The following is a 16,568-nucleotide window of genomic DNA, read 5'->3' as shown; positions in this document are numbered from 1 at the left end:
GAGAGGGTCCGGCACCCTGTCTGAAGGAAGTCTCTCCTCGTGACCACGTCCGCACCCGAGCGGCCCGGGTCCGCCGATCACGTCCTGCGCACGGACCTGCGCAACATCGCGATCGTCGCCCACGTCGACCACGGCAAGACCACCCTCGTCGACGCCATGCTCCGCCAGTCGGGCGCCTTCTCCGCGCGGGCCGAGCTCGTCGACCGGGTGATGGACTCCGGCGACCTCGAGCGCGAGAAGGGCATCACGATCCTCGCGAAGAACACGGCCGTGCGCCGCGGGGACGTCACCTTCAACATCATCGACACCCCCGGCCACGCCGACTTCGGCGGCGAGGTCGAGCGCGGCCTGTCGATGGTCGACGGCGTCGTCCTGCTGGTCGACGCCTCCGAGGGCCCGCTCCCGCAGACGCGCTTCGTGCTGCGCAAGGCGCTCGCGGCCCGCCTGCCCGTGATCCTCGCGGTGAACAAGACCGACCGCGCCGACGCCCGGTGCGAGGAGGTCGTCAACGAGTCGCTCGACCTCCTCCTCGAGCTCGCCACGGACCTGGAGATGGACGACGACGTCGTCTCCCAGCTCCTCGAGCTCCCGGTCGTCTACGCCTCGGCCCGCGCCGGCAAGGCCTCGCTCGAGCGCCCGGCCGACGGCACCGTGCCCGACTCCGAGAACCTCGACCCGCTGTTCGAGCTGCTCCTCTCCGAGGTGCCGGCGCCCGCGGACGACCCGGACGGCACCCTGCAGGCCCATGTCACCAACCTCGACGCGTCGGCCTACCTCGGCCGCATCGCGCTGTGCCGCGTCCGCTCCGGGCGGATCCGCCGCGGGCAGCAGGTCGGCTGGTGCCGCGAGGACGGCACGGTCACCCGCGTGAAGGTCACCGAGCTGCTCCGCACCGAGGGCCTGGAGCGGGTCTCGGCCGAGGAGGCCGCGGCGGGCGACATCGTCGCGGTCGCCGGCATCTCCGACGTCACCATCGGCGACACCCTCGCCGACCCCGAGGACCCGCACCCGCTGCCGCGCATCACGGTCGACGAGCCGGCGATCGCGATGACCATCGGGATCAACACCTCGCCGCTCGCGGGGCGCGACCCGAAGCCCGGCACCAAGCTCACCGCGCGGCTGCTGAAGAACCGGCTCGACGCGGAGCTCGTCGGCAACGTGTCGATGCGGGTGCTGCCGACCGAGCGGCCCGACGCCTGGGAGGTCCAGGGCCGCGGCGAGCTCGCCCTGGCGATCCTCGTCGAGACGATGCGTCGCGAGGGCTTCGAGCTGACCGTCGGCAAGCCCGAGGTGGTCACCAAGACCGTCGACGGCAAACTGCACGAGCCGTTCGAGCGGCTCTCGGTCGACGTCCCCGACGAGCACCTCGGTGCGGTCACCCAGCTCCTCGCCGCGCGCAAGGGCGAGATGCTCGAGATGACCCACTCGACCTCGTCGGACCACGTCCGCCTCGAGTACCGCGTCCCCTCGCGCGGGCTCATCGGCTTCCGCACCGAGTTCCTCACCGAGACCCGCGGCACCGGCATCGCGAACCAGCTCTTCGACGGCTACGGGCCGTGGGTGGGGGAGCTGCGGGCGCGGCTGTCCGGCTCGCTGATCGCGGACCGCTCGGGCCCCGTCACGGGCTACGCCGTCGGCCTGCTCTCCGAGCGCGGCGAGCTGTTCGTCGGTCCCACCACGCAGGTGTACACCGGCATGATCGTCGGGGAGAACTCCCGCTCCGACGACATGGAGGTCAACATCACCCGCGAGAAGAAGCTGACCAACATGCGGTCCTCCACCGGGGACGAGCTGGTCCGCCTCACCCCGCCGCGGCTGATGTCGCTCGAGCAGTCGCTGGAGTTCTGCGCCGAGGACGAGTGCGTCGAGGTGACGCCGTCGGCAGTCCGGATCCGGAAGGTCGAGCTCGACTCGCACACCCGCAACCGGCAGCGGTCGCGCGCGAAGCAGGGGCTCGCCTCGAAGTAGTCCTCGCGTCGGGGTCGTCCGGTCCGTCACGATGCGCGTGACACCGAGGAGGCCCCGATGACCGTGACCTTCGACGTCGGCCTCGACGCCGGCCGCATCACCGCGGTGTGGATGCTCGGGTCGTTCCTGGTCGTGTTCCTGGTGACCCGCGTGATCACGCGGCTCATCCGGGCCGGCCGCGGCCCGTTCCGCGACACCTCGGTCGGCGGCGTCCACGTCCACCACCTCGTCTACGGCATCGCCCTGATGCTGCTGGCCGGGGCGGGCGAGTTCATCTACCGGCCCGACGGCGTCTGGCGCACGGTCCTGGCCGTGGCCTTCGGCGCCGGGGCCGCCCTCGCACTCGACGAGTTCGCGCTCTGGCTGCGGCTCGCCGACGTCTACTGGTCCGACGAGGGCCGGCTCTCGGTCGACGCGGTGCTCATGGTCGCCGTGGTGGGCACGCTGCTCGTGCTCGGCGCCAACCCGTTCGGCACGACCGGCGAGGACGGGGCGCTCGGGGTGGCGCTCTCGGTCCTCGTGACGTCGGGGGCGGCGATCACCGCGGCGTTCAAGGGCAAGATCGTCACCGCGATCCTCGGGGTGTTCCTCCCGCCCGTCGCGCTGCTCGGCGCGCTGCGTCTCGCCCGCCCCGGCTCGCCGTGGGCCCGGCGGCGCTACACCCCGGGCTCCCGCCGCGACCTCCGCTCCCGCTCCCGCTACCCCGAGGGCGCGCGCAACCCCTGGGACCGGGTCGTCGACCTCGTCGGCGGGGTCTCGCGCAAGTCCTAGGACCGGTCGTCGGGAACCCGGATGACCTGGGTGGGCGCCTCCATCTTCTTCACCCGACGGTGCTTGCGATAGCGCTTGACCAGCATGAAGCCGACGAGGCCGACCAGGAGCACCAGAACGATCGTCTGGAAGACGCCGGCGTACTGCTCCACCAGGTGCCACTGCGACCCCAGCGCGTAGCCGCCGCCGACGAAGACCGAGTTCCAGATCAGGCTGCCGAGCGCGGTGAACGCCGTGAACTCCCACCAGGGCATGCGGCGCTGCCCGGCCGGGATCGACACGAAGGAGCGGACGCCCGGGATCATGCGGCCCCAGAAGACCGAGGCCCGGCCGTGCCGGTCGAACCACGACTCGGCCTTGACCACGTCGTCCTCGGAGACCAGCGGCATCCGCGCGATGGTGCGCCGCACCCACCCGTCGGAGCAGAGCATCCCGACGAGGTAGAGCGCGATCGCCCCGACGACCGAACCCGCCGTCGTCCAGATGATCGCGGCCCAGACCGAGAACTCCCCCCGACCCGCCGCGAACCCCGCCAGCGGCAGGATGATCTCGGACGGGATCGGGGGGAAGACGTTCTCGATCGCGACGATGAGCCCGGCTCCGGGAGCGCCGAACGTGGCCATCAGGTCGGTCGCCCAGCCGGCGAGACCGCCGTCGCTCACAGGTGCCTGCACGGGGAGCATGTCCTGTCCAACGTCCGACTCGTCCGGATTTCTCCTCGGCCGACTGAGATCTACGCCTCGGACTCCGCGCGGTCGTCGGTGGCCCACGCCGTGTGGAAGGTCCCCTCGCGGTCGACGCGGCGGTAGGTGTGCGCCCCGAAGAAGTCGCGCTGCCCCTGCACGAGGGCGGCCGGGAGCCGGTCGGCGCGGATGCCGTCGTAGTAGGCGAGGGCCGAGGAGAACCCCGGCGTCGGGATGCCGAGCTGGGCTGCGCTCGCGACCACCCGGCGCCACGAGTCCTGCGCGCCGCCGATCGCCTCGGCGAACGACGAGTCGGTCAGCAGCGTCGTCAGGTTCGGCTCGCGGGAGTAGGCCGCGGTGATCTCGTTGAGGAACTTGGCGCGGATGATGCAGCCGCCGCGCCAGATGCTCGCCACCTTCCCGAGGTCGATCGACCAGCCGTACTCCTCGGCGCCGGCCTGGATCTCGTTGAAGCCCTGCGCGTAGGCGACGATCTTCGAGGCGTAGAGCGCCTGCTCGATGTCGTCCGCGAAGCCCTCCGCGGCCGCGCCCTCGAGGCGGGCCCCGGAGACGCCGGGCAGCCCGCGGGCCGCGTCGCGCAGCGTCCGGTTGCCCGACAGCGACCGCGCGAACGTCGCCTCGGCGATCCCGGTGACCGGCACGCCGAGGTCGAGCGCGGCCTGGACCGTCCAGCGGCCCGTGCCCTTCTGCTCGGCCTCGTCGGCGACGACGTCGACGAACGGCTTCCCGGTGGCGGCGTCGGTGTGCGCGAGGACCTGCGAGGTGATCTCGATGAGGTAGGAGTCCAGGCGCCCGGAGTTCCACTGCGTGAAGGTGTCCGCGATGGACGACGGCTCCATGCCCAGGCCCTGGCGCAGCAGGTCGTAGGCCTCGGCGATGAGCTGCATGTCGGCGTATTCGATGCCGTTGTGCACCATCTTGACGAAGTGGCCTGCGCCGTCGGCCCCGATGTGGGTGCAGCAGGGCTCGCCGTCGACCTTGGCCGAGATGTCCTCGAGCAGCGGCCCGAGGCTGTCGTAGGCCTCGGACGGCCCGCCGGGCATGATGCTCGGCCCGTTGAGGGCGCCCTCCTCGCCGCCGGAGACGCCCATCCCGACGAAGTTCAGGCCCCGGTCGCGCAGGGCCGCCTCCCGACGACGCGTGTCGGCGTAGTGCGCGTTGCCCGCGTCGATGATGACGTCCCCCTGCTCGAGCAGCGGGACGAACTCGTCGATGACCGCGTCCGTGGCCTTGCCCGCCGGCACCATGAGGATGATCCGGCGCGGCCGTTCGAGGGAGGCCACGAAGTCCTCGGCCGAGTAAGACGGGACGAACGTCCCCTCGTCGGCGAAGTTCTCGGCGAGGTCCCTGGTGCGCTTGTCGGTCCGGTTGTGCAGCGCCACGGCGTGGCCGTGCCGCGCGAGGTTGCGTGCGAGGTTCCGCCCCATGGTGGCGAGGCCGCTGACGCCGATCTCCGCTGTCTGACTCACAACGAGCAGTGTGCCCGCGAACCGGGTCCCGACACGCTCGACGGGGTGACGTTTCCTGCGCGCGGCTAACAGTCGTGATCTCGGCAGCGAGGAAGGGGTCGTACCGCGACGGCAGCAGACCGTCGCGGACGGTCACGGGGGAGTACGACGAACGATGACGGATCGCACACCTGACACCGGCGGTACGGTCCGCGGTGGTCGCGCAGCGGTACGACGGGCCGCGGCCCGGGCCACCCGGCGCACGCGCTTCCTGCTCGCTGCGATGCTCACCCTCGTGGTGGCGGGCGGGTCGCTGTTCATCGGCAACGCGGTCGGGTCGGCGGCGACCTACCCGCAGGTGTGCGAGCAGTTCGGCTCGAAGCTCGTCGGCGGCAAGTACGTCGCGCAGAACAACCGGTGGGGCACCACCAAGAACCAGTGCATCACGCCGTTCGACACCGGCTTCTCGCTCGACGTCGCCGACGGCACCAACAACACCGGCCCGGCCTCGTACCCGTCGCTCTACCGCGGCTGCGTGTACGGCTACTGCACGCCGGGCTCGACGAACGTCTTCCCGGCCCCGGTCCGCACGCTCGGCACCGTCCGGTCGTCCTTCACGACGACGGGTCCGGACAAGACCCAGCCGGTGAACCAGTACAACACCGCCTACGACATCTGGTTCGACCCGACGGCCACCAACACCGGCCGCAACACGGGTGCCGAGATGATGATCTGGCTGAACCGGACCTCGTGGGTGCAGCCCATCGGCAAGCCCTACTACGACGTGAACATCGGCGGCGCGGTCTACACGGTCTGGTACGGCAAGATCGACCTGCCGGTCATCTCCTACGTGCGCAAGACGCCGACGACCGCGGTGTCCAACCTCCCGATCGACGCCTTCGTCCGGGACGCCACGCTGCGCGGGGTCGTCAAGAACACCTGGTACATGACCAGCGTCCAGGCCGGCTTCGAGCCGTGGACCGGCGGCAAGGGACTCAAGGTCACCAACTTCTCGGTGACGCGCAACGGGCTGTAGCCCTCACCCCTGGCAGGAGAGCGTCGTTGCCGGCATCCGATGCCGGCAACGACGCTCTCCTGTCATGCGGTGCGCGTGCCCTGCAGGCCGAGCTTCTCGACCCAGGCGGACAGGCCGTCCAGGGCGGCCTTCGCGCCGGCCTCGGTCTCCGGGGCGGGCGTGAAGACGCGCTCGTCGCCCTCGCCCGAGACGTTCTTCATCGCGAACGGGATCGGCACGGCCGCCGAGACCGGGACCATGTTCAGCCCGACGAGCACCGGCCAGAGCGCCTCGGCCGCCCGCGTGCCCGCGGCGACGCCGCCGTAGCTCACGATCGTCGCCGGCTTGCCCGCCCACTCGCGGTTGAGGTGGTCGAGCGCGTTCTTCAGGGCCGCGTTGAAGCTGTGGTTGTACTCCGGGGTCACGAACACGAAGGCGTCGGCGCGCTCGATGATCGCGCTGAACCGCTTCGTCGAGTCGAGCGTGTAGCGCCCGAAGCGCGGGTGCTCGGGCTCGGCGAACATCGGCAGGTCCACCACGGCGAGGTCCACGATCTCCACCTCGAAGCCCTCGTACGCCCGCGCGTAGCCCGCGAACCACTGCGCGATGGGCTCGCCGACGCGGCCGGGCCGGGTGCTCGCGACGATGATCTGCAGCAGCGGACGCCGGGCGTCGCTCATGGGGTCTCCTTCGTCGAGCTAACAGTTGTCTTCACAACCATGGTGCACCTGATCATGTCGGTGTGCCTCGTTACCCTGGGCACGTGACGACGCTCCTGTCCCGGTCCGACCTCCGCGGTGGCGTGCCGGCCCCGGCCGAGCTGCGCGCGATGCTGCCGCGCGCGGAGGTGAACGTCGACGCGGTCGTCGAGAAGGTGCGCCCCATCATCGACGACGTGCGCGACCGCGGGGTCGAGGCCGTCCTCGAGTACGGGGAGCGCTTCGACCACGTCCGCTCGGAGTCCGTTCGCGTGCCGCACGCGGCGTTGCGCGAGGCGCTCGAGGCCACCGACCCGCAGGTGCGCGCCGCCCTGGAGACCAGCATCGAGCGGGCCCGGGCCGTGCACGCCGACCAGCGCCGCACCGACACCACCACGCAGGTGGTGCCCGGCGGCACGGTCACCGAGCGGTGGGTGCCGGTCGCCCGGGTCGGCCTGTACGCGCCCGGCGGCCTCGCCGTCTACCCCTCGAGCGTCGTCATGAACGTGGTCCCGGCCCAGGCCGCGGGCGTCGAGGGGCTCGTGGTCTGCTCGCCGCCCCAGCAGGAGTTCGGCGGCCGGCCGCACCCGCTGATCCTCGCCGCGGCGGCCCTGCTCGGGGTCGACGAGGTGTGGGCGGTCGGCGGCGCGCAGGCGGTCGCCCTGCTCGCCTACGGCGGCACCGACACCGACGGCGCCCCGCTCGAGCCGGTGGACACCGTCACCGGCCCCGGCAACGTCTTCGTCACCGCCGCCAAGCGCACCCTGCGCGGCCGCATCGCCATCGACTCCGAGGCGGGCACCACGGAGATCGCGATCCTGGCCGACCACACCGCCGACCCGGTGCACGTCGCGGCCGACCTGATCAGCCAGGCCGAGCACGACCCGTCGGCCGCCTCGGTCCTCGTCACGACGAGCCCGGAGCTCGCCGACGCGGTCGACGCGGAGCTGGTCACGCAGGTCGGCACCACGAAGCACGACGAGCGCATCCGCACCGCGCTGTCCGGGCCGCAGTCGGGGACGATCCTGGTCTCCGACCTCGACGACGGGGTGCGCGTGGTCGACGCGTACGCCGCCGAGCACCTCGAGATCCAGACCGCCGACGCGGCCGCCGTCGCCGCCCGGGTGCGCAACGCCGGCGCGATCTTCGTCGGCCCGCACAGCCCGGTGTCGCTGGGCGACTACTGCGCCGGGTCCAACCACGTGCTGCCCACCGGCGGCTGCGCGCGGCACTCCAGCGGCCTCTCGGTCCAGACCTTCCTGCGCGGCATCCACGTCGTGGACTACTCCGAGGACGCGCTGCGCGACGTGGCCGACCAGGTGGTCGCGCTCGCCGAGGCCGAGGACCTGCCCGCCCACGGGCAGGCCGTCGCCGCCCGCTTCGGCACGCGGCGCTCGTACCCGGGGAGTGGGGCATGAGCGACGTGATCGGCGGCGGGGTCGAGCTCGCCGACCTCCCGCTGCGCGACGACCTGCGCGGCCGCTCGCCCTACGGGGCGCCGCAACTGCAGGTCCCGGTCGCGCTCAACACCAACGAGAACCCCTTCCCGCCGCCGCCGGCGCTGGTCGACGACGTCGCGGCCGCCACGCGCGAGGCGGCCGCGACGCTGCACCGCTACCCCGACCGCGACCACGTCGCCCTGCGCACCGCGCTCGCGGAGTACCTGACGACCGCCACCGGCGTCGGCCTGGCGACGGAGAACCTCTGGGCCGCGAACGGGTCGAACGAGGTGCTCCAGCAGCTCCTGCAGGCGTTCGGCGGCCCGGGGCGGCTCGCCCTGGGGTTCGAGCCGAGCTACTCGATGCACCCCATCCTCGCCGCGGGGACGCGCACCGACTGGGTCCCCGCCCCACGCCGCGCCGACTTCTCGCTCGACGCCGCGGCCGCCGTCGACGTGGTCCGCGAGGCCCGTCCCGACGTGCTGTTCGTGACGACGCCGAACAACCCGACCGGCCAGTCGATCGAGCTGGACGAGCTGGCCGCGATCGCCGATGCCGCGCCCGGCGTCGTCGTGGTCGACGAGGCCTACGTCGAGTTCTCCTCGGGGCCGAGCGCGGTCGAGCTGCTCGCCACCCACGGCCACAAGCTCGTCGTGAGCCGCACGATGTCGAAGGCGTTCGCCTTCGCGGGCGGCCGCCTCGGCTACCTCGCCGCGGCGCCCGCCGTCATCGACGCGCTCATGCTCGTCCGCCTGCCCTACCACCTCTCGGCGCTCACCCAGGCCGCGGCGCTGGCCGCGCTGCGCCACGCCGACGAGACCCTGGCCCTGGTCGGGACGCTGTCGCGGGAGCGCGACCGGATCGCGGCGGCGCTCACGGAGCTGGGCTACGCGGTGGTCCCGTCCACCGCCAACTTCCTGCTCTTCGGCGGGCTCCCGCACGCCGACGCGCACGCCACGTGGCAGGCCTACCTCGACGCGGGGGTGCTGATCCGCGACGTCGGGATCCCGGGGCACCTGCGGGTCACCGTCGGCACCCCGGCCGAGAACGACCGCTTCCTCGAGGTCAGCGCGGCGCTACGTCAACGCTGACGGGTGCGGACGTGGGCCCGCTCGCCCTGCGGACCGAACAGGGCGAGGATCTCGGCCGGCTCGGTCCCGGCGTTGGCCAGGGCGTGCGGGACGTGCGTGTCGAACTCGACGACCTCGCCCGGGCGCAGCACGACGTCGTCCTCGCCCAGCCAGAGCCGCACCTGCCCGGAGAGCACGTACGCCCACTCGTAGCCCTCGTGCGACTGCTGCACCAGGTCCCGCCCCGGGTAGCCGACGGGCATGATCAGCTTGTAGGCCTGCAGGCCGCCCGGTCGCCGGGTGAGCGGCAGCATCGTCATGCCGTGCCGCTGCACCGGCCGCAACCGCACCCGCGGGTCACCCGTCGGCGGCGCGTCCACGAGCTCGTCGAGCGCGACCTGGAACGCCCGGGCGAGCGGCAGCAGCAGCTCCAGGGTCGGCCGACGTCCCCCGGACTCCAACCGCGAGAGGGTCGAGAGCGAGACGCCGGTCGAGTCGGCCAGGTCGGTGAGGGTCATGCCGCGGGCCGTGCGCAGCGCGCGCAGCCGGGGCCCGACGTTCTCCAGGATCTCACTGTCGTCCACGTTGCCGTTATAGCAAGAAGGTTTGCCAGTTCGCTCGGGTCGGGCGCAGAGTCGTCGGCATGACCGAGTGGGACGTGATCGTGATCGGCGGCGGCGCCGCCGGGCTGGCGGCCGGGTTGACGCTGAGCCGTTCCCGACGACGGGTGCTGGTCGTCGACGCCGGGGAGCCCCGGAACGCGCCGGCCGCACACATGCACAACTACCTGGGCCGGGAGGGAGCCTCGCCGGCCGACCTGCTCGCCGACGGGCGGGCCGAGGTCGAGTCGTACGGCGGGGTGGTCCGCCGGGGCACCGTCACCGCCGCCGCGCCGGCGGAGGCCGGCGGCTTCGACGTCACCCTGGACGGCACGGCGGTGCACCACGCCCGCCGGCTCGTCCTCGCCACCGGTGTCGTCGACGAGCTGCCCGGGGTCGAGGGCCTGGCGGCGCGGTGGGGGCGCGACGTCCTGCACTGCCCGTACTGCCACGGCTGGAAGGTGAGCGACCGGCGGATCGGTGTGCTCGCCACGAGCCCGCTGGCCCTGCACCAGGTGCAGCTCTTCCGGCAGTGGAGCGACGACGTGGTGCTGTTCGCGAACGACGCCCTCGACCTGGGGCACCACGGCCGCGACGAGCTGGCCGCCCGCGGGATCGAGCTGGTCGAGGGGAAGGTGACCCGGCTCGTCGTCGGGAACGAGCTCGAGGCCGTGGAGCTCGCGGACGGCACGACGACCCCCGTGGACGCGCTCGCGGTCGCGACCGTGGTGCACGCCCGCGGCGAGGTCGCGACGATGCTCGGGCTGCCGCTGGTCGAGCTGCGGATGGGCGACGTCGTCGTCGGCGAGCACGTCGAGAGCGACGCGCAGGGGCTGACGGCGGTGCCCGGCGTGTGGGCGGCCGGCAACGTCACCGACCTGCGGGCCACCGTGATCGTGGCGTCCGCGCAGGGGGTCTCGGCCGCCGCGGCGGTGAACGCGGACCTGGTGGCCGAGGACGTTCGGCTGGCGCTCATGGCGAGCCGCGACGGCAGCCCCGCGTTCTGGGAGCGGTTCTACGCCGAGCGCGACCAGGTGTGGAGCGGGCGGGTGAACCCGTCGGTGGAGGCCACCGCCGCGCGGCTGACGCCCGGGACCGCGCTGGACCTCGGCGCGGGGGAGGGCGGCGACGCGATCTGGCTCGCCGGGCAGGGCTGGCGGGTCACCGCGACCGACGTCGCGCAGAGCGCGTGCGACCGGATCGCGGCCCGGGCGGGTGGCTCCGTGACCACCGAGCGGCACGATCTCGCCGAGACCTTCCCCGACGGCACGTTCGACCTGGTCACCGCCTCGTACCTGCACTCGCCGAACGCCGACTTCCCGCGGACCGCGATCCTCCGCCGCGCCGCGGCGGCCGTCGCGCCGGGCGGGACCCTGCTGGTGACGGGCCACGGCCGGCTCGCCCCGTGGTCGTGGGATCCGACGCTGCGCCTGCCCACCGCTCCGGAGGTGCTGGCCACGCTGGAGCTGGGGGAGGAGTGGGAGGTGGTCCGGGCGGACTCGCCGGAGCGGGTGGCCACCGGCCCGGACGGGCAGGAGGCCACGATCACCGACGAGATCGTGGAGGTCCGTCGGCGGCCCTGAGCCGGTGCGTCACACTGGAGGACATGAGCCGCACCGGGCGCGTGGAGCGCGTGACCAAGGAGTCGAGCGTCCTCGTCGAGATCGACCTCGACGGGACGGGACGCACCGAGGTCGCCACCGGGGTGCCGTTCTTCGACCACATGCTCGACGCGCTCGGCAAGCACTCCAGCTTCGACCTCGTGGTGCGAGCGACCGGCGACGTGGAGATCGACGCGCACCACACCGTGGAGGACGTCGCCATCGTCCTCGGGCAGGCGCTGCGCCAGGCGCTGGGCGACAAGTCCGGCATCCGGCGGTTCGGTGACGCCTGGATCCCGATGGACGAGGCGCTCGCCCAGGCCGTCGTCGACGTCTCCGGCCGGCCGTACTGCGTGCACACGGGCGAGCCGGAGGTGATGACCGGCTTCGTCGTCGGCAACAACTACCCGACGGTGCTGAACCGGCACGTGTTCGAGTCGATCGCCTTCCACGCCGGGATCGCCCTGCACGTGCGGGTCATCGGCGGCCGGGACCCGCACCACATCACCGAGGCCGAGTACAAGGCCATCGCCCGCGCGCTGCGGGCCGCCACCGAGCCCGACGCCCGCCTGGGCGGCGGCACCGCCTCGACGAAGGGTGTGCTCGAGACGTGAGCGGGGCCCAGCTCCTCGCCCTCGGGCTGCTCCTGCTCGCCGGGTTCCTCATCGGCGGCGTGATCAGCTTCGGCCGCGAGCGCCGGTGGATCCCGGCCGGGATCCTCGCGCTGCTCGCGGTCGTGGCCGCCGTCGCGGCCGTCCTGCGGCTGGTGTGACCCGGCTTCCCGGGTGACGCCCGACCGCGCGCGGTTGAACTCCCGCCCCCGGGGAACCAGGTCCGGGATGCGAGGCGGGGTGGTGACGATGGAGACGCAGCACGGCGGCGGGAAGGCCGACGCGTACGAGGCCCGGGCGCAGGCGGCCACGGATCCGTCCGAGGTGCGTGAGGTCTACGACGAGTGGGCGCCCACCTACGACGACGACCTGGCCGGGCCCGCGGGCGACGACTACCCGCTCCCCGGCATCGTCGCGGACGTCGTGGCGCGGCTCGACGAGCCCGAGACCGACGTGCTCGACGCGGCGTGCGGCACCGGCCTCGTCGGCGCGGCCCTGACCCGCCACGGCTTCACCTCGGTCGACGGCCTCGACATCTCCCCCCGCATGATCGCCCACGCCCGGGTCCGCCGGGTCTACCACGACCTCGGGCCCGCCGACCTCACCCAACGCCTTCCCGGCGCCCCGGACAAGTTCGGCGTCGTGACCTGCGTGAACGCCCTCCGCCCGGGTCACCTGACGCCCTCGGCCCTGGTGGAGTTCGCCCGCGTGGTCCACCGCGGCGGGCACATCGTGCTCACCGTGGGCACCGACGGCTGGCCCGAGGTCGAGCAGCACCTCCGCCGGCTGTCCACCCGCCGGATCGCGCGGGTGGTGGAGAGCGACGAGCACCCGCTGCACCTGTCCACGGGAGCCCGCCACGTCGTGGCCGTCCTCGAGGTCGTGGCGGCCTCGGCCCCGACGACGGGGCCGGGTTGGTGACCCGGCCCGGATAGGCTGGAGGCATGTCGACACCTCCCCACGTCGTCGTTTTGGACTACGGGTCGGGCAACCTCCGCTCCGCCGAGCGGGCGCTGGAGCGGGCGGGCGCGAAGGTCGAGGTGACGGCCGACTCGCGCGCGGCCATCGACAGCGACGGGCTCGTGGTGCCCGGGGTGGGCGCCTTCGCCGCGTGCGCGGCCGGCCTGCGGGCGGTCGGCGGCGAGCGGATCCTCGAGCAGCGCCTCGCCGGCGGTCGTCCGGTGCTCGGCATCTGCGTCGGCATGCAGGTGCTCTTCGAGCGTGGCGTCGAGTTCGGCGAGGAGGCCGCGGGGGCCGGGCAGTGGCCGGGCACGATCGAGAAGCTGCAGGCCGACGTGCTCCCGCACATGGGCTGGAACACCGTCTCCGCCCCGGCCGACTCCCAGCTCTTCGCCGGCATGCCCGCCGACGAGCGCTTCTACTTCGTGCACTCCTTCGCCGCCCGGCGGTGGGAGATGGAGCCGGTCGAGCCGTTCACCCCGCCGAAGGTCACGTGGTCCCACCACGGGGAGGACTTCGTCGCGGCCGTGGAGAACGGCCCCCTGTGGGCCACGCAGTTCCACCCCGAGAAGTCCGGCGACGCGGGCCGTCGGCTGCTGGAGAACTGGCTCGCGGTGCTCTAGGAACGTTTCCGACGCCGGGTGTCGAAGGTCGGTCCGCCCGTTCGACGTGGGGGTGTGGGCCGGGGACAGGACCCCGGCCACGGAGCACGAGGAGCACCCGCCATGCGCTACATGATGATCATCCAGGCCCCGGAGTCGTCGATCCCGACCGACCCGGAGACCATGAACGCGGGCTTCGAGTCCATGGGCCGCTACAACACCGAGCTCGTCGAGGCCGGGGTGCTGCTCGCGGCCGAGGGACTCGCGTCGAGCGCCGAGGGCTTCACGGTGACGAAGGACGACCCCGACTCGGAGGCGGCCACCGTCACCGACGGCCCCTTCACCGAGGCCAAGGAACTCATCGCCGGGTTCTGGATCCTCGACGTGACCTCGCGGGTGGAGGCCGAGCAGTGGGCGCGCCGCTGCCCGGTCGGTCCGGGGGTGACGCTGGCGGTGCGCCGGGTCCACGAGTTCCGGGAGTTCGCCGACGTCGCGCCGGCCGAGGTGATCGACGGCGAGGCCGCGCTGCGGGCCCGGATCGCCGAGCGCAACGCTCGTTGACGGACCGGGCAGGATGCCGCTCATGCGTTTCATGCTCGTGCTGACCTACGACGAGGCCGAGGCGGCGGGCCGCCCGCCCGAGCCGGAGATCTTCGAGGAGATGGGCCGGTTCAACCAGGCGATGGTGGACGCCGGCGTGCTCCTCGCCGGGGAGGGTCTCGCCCCGAGCGCCCAGGGCGCGATCGTCGCCTTCCCCGACGGCGAGGGCGAGGAGCCCACCGTCACCGACGGCCCGTTCACCGAGCTCAAGGAGCTGATCGGCGGCTTCTGGATCCTGCGGGTCGACTCCCTCGACGAGGCCGTCGGCTGGGCCCGGCGGGCCCCGTTCCGCCACGGCGAGCGCGTCCAGATCCGTCGGGTGTTCGACCCGGAGGACTTCGCCGGGGTCGCGCCCGACGAGGTGATGGAGGCCGAGGACCGGATGCGGAACCAGGTGGCCGAGCAGCACGGGTCATGACCTCCACCGCCACGCCGCGCCCCCCGCGCGATCCGTTCGCCGTCCTCGACGCCGTGTGGCGGGCCGAGTCGGCGCGGATCGTGGCGGGCGTCGCGCGGGTGGTGCGCGACGTCGGCCTGGCCGAGGAGCTGGCGCACGACGCGCTGGTCGCGGCGCTCGAGCAGTGGCCCGCCGAGGGGGTGCCCGACAACCCGGGCGCCTGGCTCGCGGCCACCGCCCGGCGGCGCGCGATCGACTCGATCCGCAGGGAGCAGACGTTCGCCCGCAAGGCCGAGGAGGTCGGCCGCGCCGAGTCCGGGCGGGTCGCGCCGGACGCGGCCGACGTCGTCGCCGATCCCACCCGGACCGTCGGGGACGACGTCCTCGCCCTGCTGTTCGCGACGTGCCACCCCGTGCTCGCGCGGGAGTCGCGCGTGGCGCTGACCCTGCGGTTGTTCGGTGGTCTCACCACCGACGAGATCGCGCGCGGGCTGCTGGTCGCGTCGACGACGGTCGGGCAGCGGATCTCGCGAGCCAAGAAGCGGCTCTCCGCGGAGGGGGTCGAGCTCGAGATCCCGTCCGCCGAGGAGCTGCCCGGCCGACTGGGCGCCGTGCTCGAGGTCGTCTACCTCGTGTTCAACGAGGGCTACACCGCCACCGCGGGTTCGGACTGGATGCGGCACGACCTCTGCGACGAGGCGATGCGCCTCGGCCGTCGCCTCGCGGCGCTGCTGCCCGACCGCGCCGAGGTGCACGGCCTGCTCGCCCTGCTGGAGCTGCAGGCCTCCCGGCTGCGGGCCCGCACCGGACCGGACGGCCGCCCGGTGCTGCTCGCCGACCAGGACCGCGGCCGGTGGGACCGGCTGCTGGTCCGCCGCGGCCTCGAGGGACTCGACCGTGCCCGCGCGCTCGGCGGCGACGACCGGTACACGCTCCAGGCGGCGATCGCGGCCGAGCACGCCCGGGTCGGCAGCGTCGAGGCCACCGACTGGGGTCGGCTCGCCGAGCTGTACGGCCGGCTGGCGGTGGTGGCCCCGTCGCCGGTCGTGGAGCTCAACCGGGCCGTCGTCGTGGGCCGGGCCTCCGGACCGGCGGCGGCGCTGGCGATCGTCGACGGCCTGCGCGACGACCCCGCCCTCGCCCGCTACCACCTCCTGCCGGCCGTGCGGGCCGACCTGCTCGTGCAGCTCGACCGTCCCGCCGAGGCGGCGGCCGACCTGGAGCGGGCCGCCGAGCTCGCGTCCAACGAGGCCGAGCGGACCCTGCTGCGGCGACGGCTGGAGGACCTGCGGGAGTCCTCGTCCGGGTCCCGCTGAGAGCGGCCTCTACGATCACGGGCCGTGAGCTTCGACCTGCTGCCCGCCGTCGACGTCGTCGACGGCCAGGCCGTCCGTCTCGTCCAGGGCGAGGCCGGCACCGAGACCGGATACGGCGACCCCCTCGACGCGGCGCGGGGCTGGGTCGACGACGGCGCCGAGTGGATCCACCTCGTCGACCTCGACGCCGCGTTCCGGCGCGGGTCCAACGCCGAGCTGCTGGCGGGCCTCGTCGCGCAGGTGCCGGTCAAGGTCGAGCTCTCCGGCGGCATCCGGGACGACGAGTCGCTGCGCCGCGCCCTGGACACCGGCTGCGCCCGCGTCAACATCGGCACCGCCGCCCTCGAGGACCCCGAGTGGTGCGCCAAGGCCATCGCGGAGTTCGGCGACCGGGTGGCGGTCGGGCTCGACGTCAAGATCCGCGACGGCGAGCACCGGCTCGCGGCCCGCGGGTGGGTCTCCGACGGCGGCGACCTGTGGGACGTCCTGGCGCGCCTCGACGCCGAGGGCTGCGCCCGCTACGTCGTCACCGACGTCGGGCGCGACGGCACCCTGACCGGCCCCAACACGGACCTGCTCACCGCCGTGTGCGCCCGGACCGACGCGCCGGTGGTGGCGAGCGGCGGGGTCGCGACCCTCGACGACGTGCGGGCGCTCGCGGCGCTCGCCGGGCAGGGGGTGGAGGGCGCCATCATCGGCAAGGCGCTCTACGCGGGCGCGTTCACGCTGCCCGAGGCGCTCGCCGCCGCTGCTCGACCCGCTGCGTAGG

18 protein-coding genes are annotated in these 16,568 nt (G+C 73.4%); 14 read left to right on the top strand and 4 right to left on the bottom strand.

Annotated elements, in window-relative coordinates; genetic code table 11:
- The first annotated feature begins 39 nt into the window (after positions 1 to 39).
- Together typA and ACQPYX_RS18765 are read left to right on the top strand one after the other, a co-directional pair.
- The gene (typA, locus tag ACQPYX_RS18770) at positions 40 to 1,968 is read left to right on the top strand and encodes a translational GTPase TypA (protein WP_433798815.1); all 1,929 of its coding nucleotides are present in this window, start codon (positions 40 to 42) and stop codon (positions 1,966 to 1,968) included.
- 57 nt (positions 1,969 to 2,025) lie between these two features.
- A complete protein-coding gene (locus ACQPYX_RS18765) occupies positions 2,026 to 2,739 on the top strand; it encodes a hypothetical protein (protein WP_433798814.1) in 714 nt (237 codons plus the stop codon).
- On the opposite strand, the gene ACQPYX_RS18760 is transcribed toward ACQPYX_RS18765, so the two are convergent.
- Positions 2,736 to 3,422 (bottom strand): DedA family protein, encoded by a 687-nt coding sequence (locus ACQPYX_RS18760; RefSeq protein ID WP_433798813.1) that lies wholly within the window; start codon positions 3,420 to 3,422, stop codon positions 2,736 to 2,738. The genes ACQPYX_RS18765 and ACQPYX_RS18760 overlap by 4 nt on opposite strands.
- A 50-nt stretch (positions 3,423 to 3,472) precedes the next feature.
- Positions 3,473 to 4,912 carry an NADP-dependent phosphogluconate dehydrogenase gene (gene gndA, locus ACQPYX_RS18755; RefSeq protein WP_433798812.1) on the bottom strand — a complete coding sequence of 480 codons (1,440 nt, stop codon included), beginning with the start codon at positions 4,910 to 4,912 and terminating at the stop codon, positions 3,473 to 3,475.
- Between the two features lie 154 nt (positions 4,913 to 5,066).
- On the opposite strand from gndA, the gene ACQPYX_RS18750 reads away from it, so the two are divergent.
- Complete coding sequence (locus ACQPYX_RS18750; protein WP_433798811.1) at positions 5,067 to 5,927, top strand: GH12 family glycosyl hydrolase domain-containing protein; 861 nt, start codon at positions 5,067 to 5,069, stop codon at positions 5,925 to 5,927.
- A gap of 62 nt (positions 5,928 to 5,989) precedes the next feature.
- Here ACQPYX_RS18750 and ACQPYX_RS18745 read toward each other — a convergent pair whose 3' ends face one another.
- Positions 5,990 to 6,586 carry an NADPH-dependent FMN reductase gene (locus ACQPYX_RS18745; protein WP_433798810.1) on the bottom strand — a complete coding sequence of 199 codons (597 nt, stop codon included), beginning with the start codon at positions 6,584 to 6,586 and terminating at the stop codon, positions 5,990 to 5,992.
- A gap of 149 nt (positions 6,587 to 6,735) precedes the next feature.
- Here ACQPYX_RS18745 and hisD point away from each other — a divergent pair, with 149 nt between their 5' ends.
- Positions 6,736 to 8,022, top strand: coding sequence for a histidinol dehydrogenase (gene hisD, locus ACQPYX_RS18740; RefSeq protein WP_433803758.1), 1,287 nt, complete (start codon positions 6,736 to 6,738; stop codon positions 8,020 to 8,022).
- Positions 8,019 to 9,134 (top strand): histidinol-phosphate transaminase, encoded by a 1,116-nt coding sequence (locus ACQPYX_RS18735; protein WP_433798809.1) that lies wholly within the window; start codon positions 8,019 to 8,021, stop codon positions 9,132 to 9,134. The genes hisD and ACQPYX_RS18735 overlap by 4 nt, the downstream gene beginning before the upstream one ends.
- Here ACQPYX_RS18735 and ACQPYX_RS18730 read toward each other — a convergent pair.
- A complete protein-coding gene (locus tag ACQPYX_RS18730) occupies positions 9,125 to 9,697 on the bottom strand; it encodes a helix-turn-helix domain-containing protein (RefSeq protein WP_433798808.1) in 573 nt (190 codons plus the stop codon). The two genes, ACQPYX_RS18735 and ACQPYX_RS18730, sit on opposite strands and share 10 nt — an antisense overlap.
- 59 nt (positions 9,698 to 9,756) lie before the next feature.
- Between ACQPYX_RS18730 and ACQPYX_RS18725 the strand changes: the two genes are divergently transcribed.
- The 9 genes from ACQPYX_RS18725 (at position 9,757) to priA (ending at position 16,567) form a co-directional block, all read left to right on the top strand.
- On the top strand, positions 9,757 to 11,295 hold the full coding sequence (locus tag ACQPYX_RS18725) for an FAD-dependent oxidoreductase (protein ID WP_433798807.1): 1,539 nt from the start codon (positions 9,757 to 9,759) through the stop codon (positions 11,293 to 11,295).
- A gap of 23 nt (positions 11,296 to 11,318) precedes the next feature.
- The gene (hisB, locus tag ACQPYX_RS18720; RefSeq protein ID WP_433798806.1) at positions 11,319 to 11,927 is read left to right on the top strand and encodes an imidazoleglycerol-phosphate dehydratase HisB; all 609 of its coding nucleotides are present in this window, start codon (positions 11,319 to 11,321) and stop codon (positions 11,925 to 11,927) included.
- Positions 11,924 to 12,085 (top strand): hypothetical protein, encoded by a 162-nt coding sequence (locus ACQPYX_RS18715; RefSeq protein ID WP_433798805.1) that lies wholly within the window; start codon positions 11,924 to 11,926, stop codon positions 12,083 to 12,085. The genes hisB and ACQPYX_RS18715 overlap by 4 nt, the downstream gene beginning before the upstream one ends.
- Before the next feature lie 88 nt (positions 12,086 to 12,173).
- Positions 12,174 to 12,845, top strand: a complete 672-nt coding sequence (locus tag ACQPYX_RS18710; RefSeq protein WP_433798804.1) for a class I SAM-dependent DNA methyltransferase — start codon at positions 12,174 to 12,176, stop codon at positions 12,843 to 12,845.
- 23 nt (positions 12,846 to 12,868) lie between these two features.
- Positions 12,869 to 13,507: an imidazole glycerol phosphate synthase subunit HisH gene (gene hisH / locus ACQPYX_RS18705; RefSeq protein WP_433798803.1), complete on the top strand. Its 639-nt coding sequence runs from the start codon at positions 12,869 to 12,871 to the stop codon at positions 13,505 to 13,507.
- A 102-nt stretch (positions 13,508 to 13,609) separates the two neighbouring features.
- Positions 13,610 to 14,047 (top strand): YciI family protein, encoded by a 438-nt coding sequence (locus tag ACQPYX_RS18700; protein WP_433798802.1) that lies wholly within the window; start codon positions 13,610 to 13,612, stop codon positions 14,045 to 14,047.
- A gap of 22 nt (positions 14,048 to 14,069) precedes the next feature.
- Positions 14,070 to 14,504 (top strand): YciI family protein, encoded by a 435-nt coding sequence (locus ACQPYX_RS18695; RefSeq protein WP_433798801.1) that lies wholly within the window; start codon positions 14,070 to 14,072, stop codon positions 14,502 to 14,504.
- Positions 14,501 to 15,799 (top strand): RNA polymerase sigma factor, encoded by a 1,299-nt coding sequence (locus ACQPYX_RS18690; protein WP_433798800.1) that lies wholly within the window; start codon positions 14,501 to 14,503, stop codon positions 15,797 to 15,799. The genes ACQPYX_RS18695 and ACQPYX_RS18690 overlap by 4 nt, the downstream gene beginning before the upstream one ends.
- 24 nt (positions 15,800 to 15,823) lie before the next feature.
- Positions 15,824 to 16,567 carry a bifunctional 1-(5-phosphoribosyl)-5-((5-phosphoribosylamino)methylideneamino)imidazole-4-carboxamide isomerase/phosphoribosylanthranilate isomerase PriA gene (priA, locus tag ACQPYX_RS18685; protein ID WP_433798799.1) on the top strand — a complete coding sequence of 248 codons (744 nt, stop codon included), beginning with the start codon at positions 15,824 to 15,826 and terminating at the stop codon, positions 16,565 to 16,567.
- Position 16,568: the final 1 nt, after the last annotated feature.

The sequence above is a fragment of the Actinomycetospora sp. CA-084318 genome, from assembly GCF_050955885.1.
Lineage (GTDB): Bacteria > Actinomycetota > Actinomycetes > Mycobacteriales > Pseudonocardiaceae > Actinomycetospora.
Note: the sequence above shows the minus strand (reverse complement) of the source record. Positions and strands in the feature narration are given on the sequence as shown.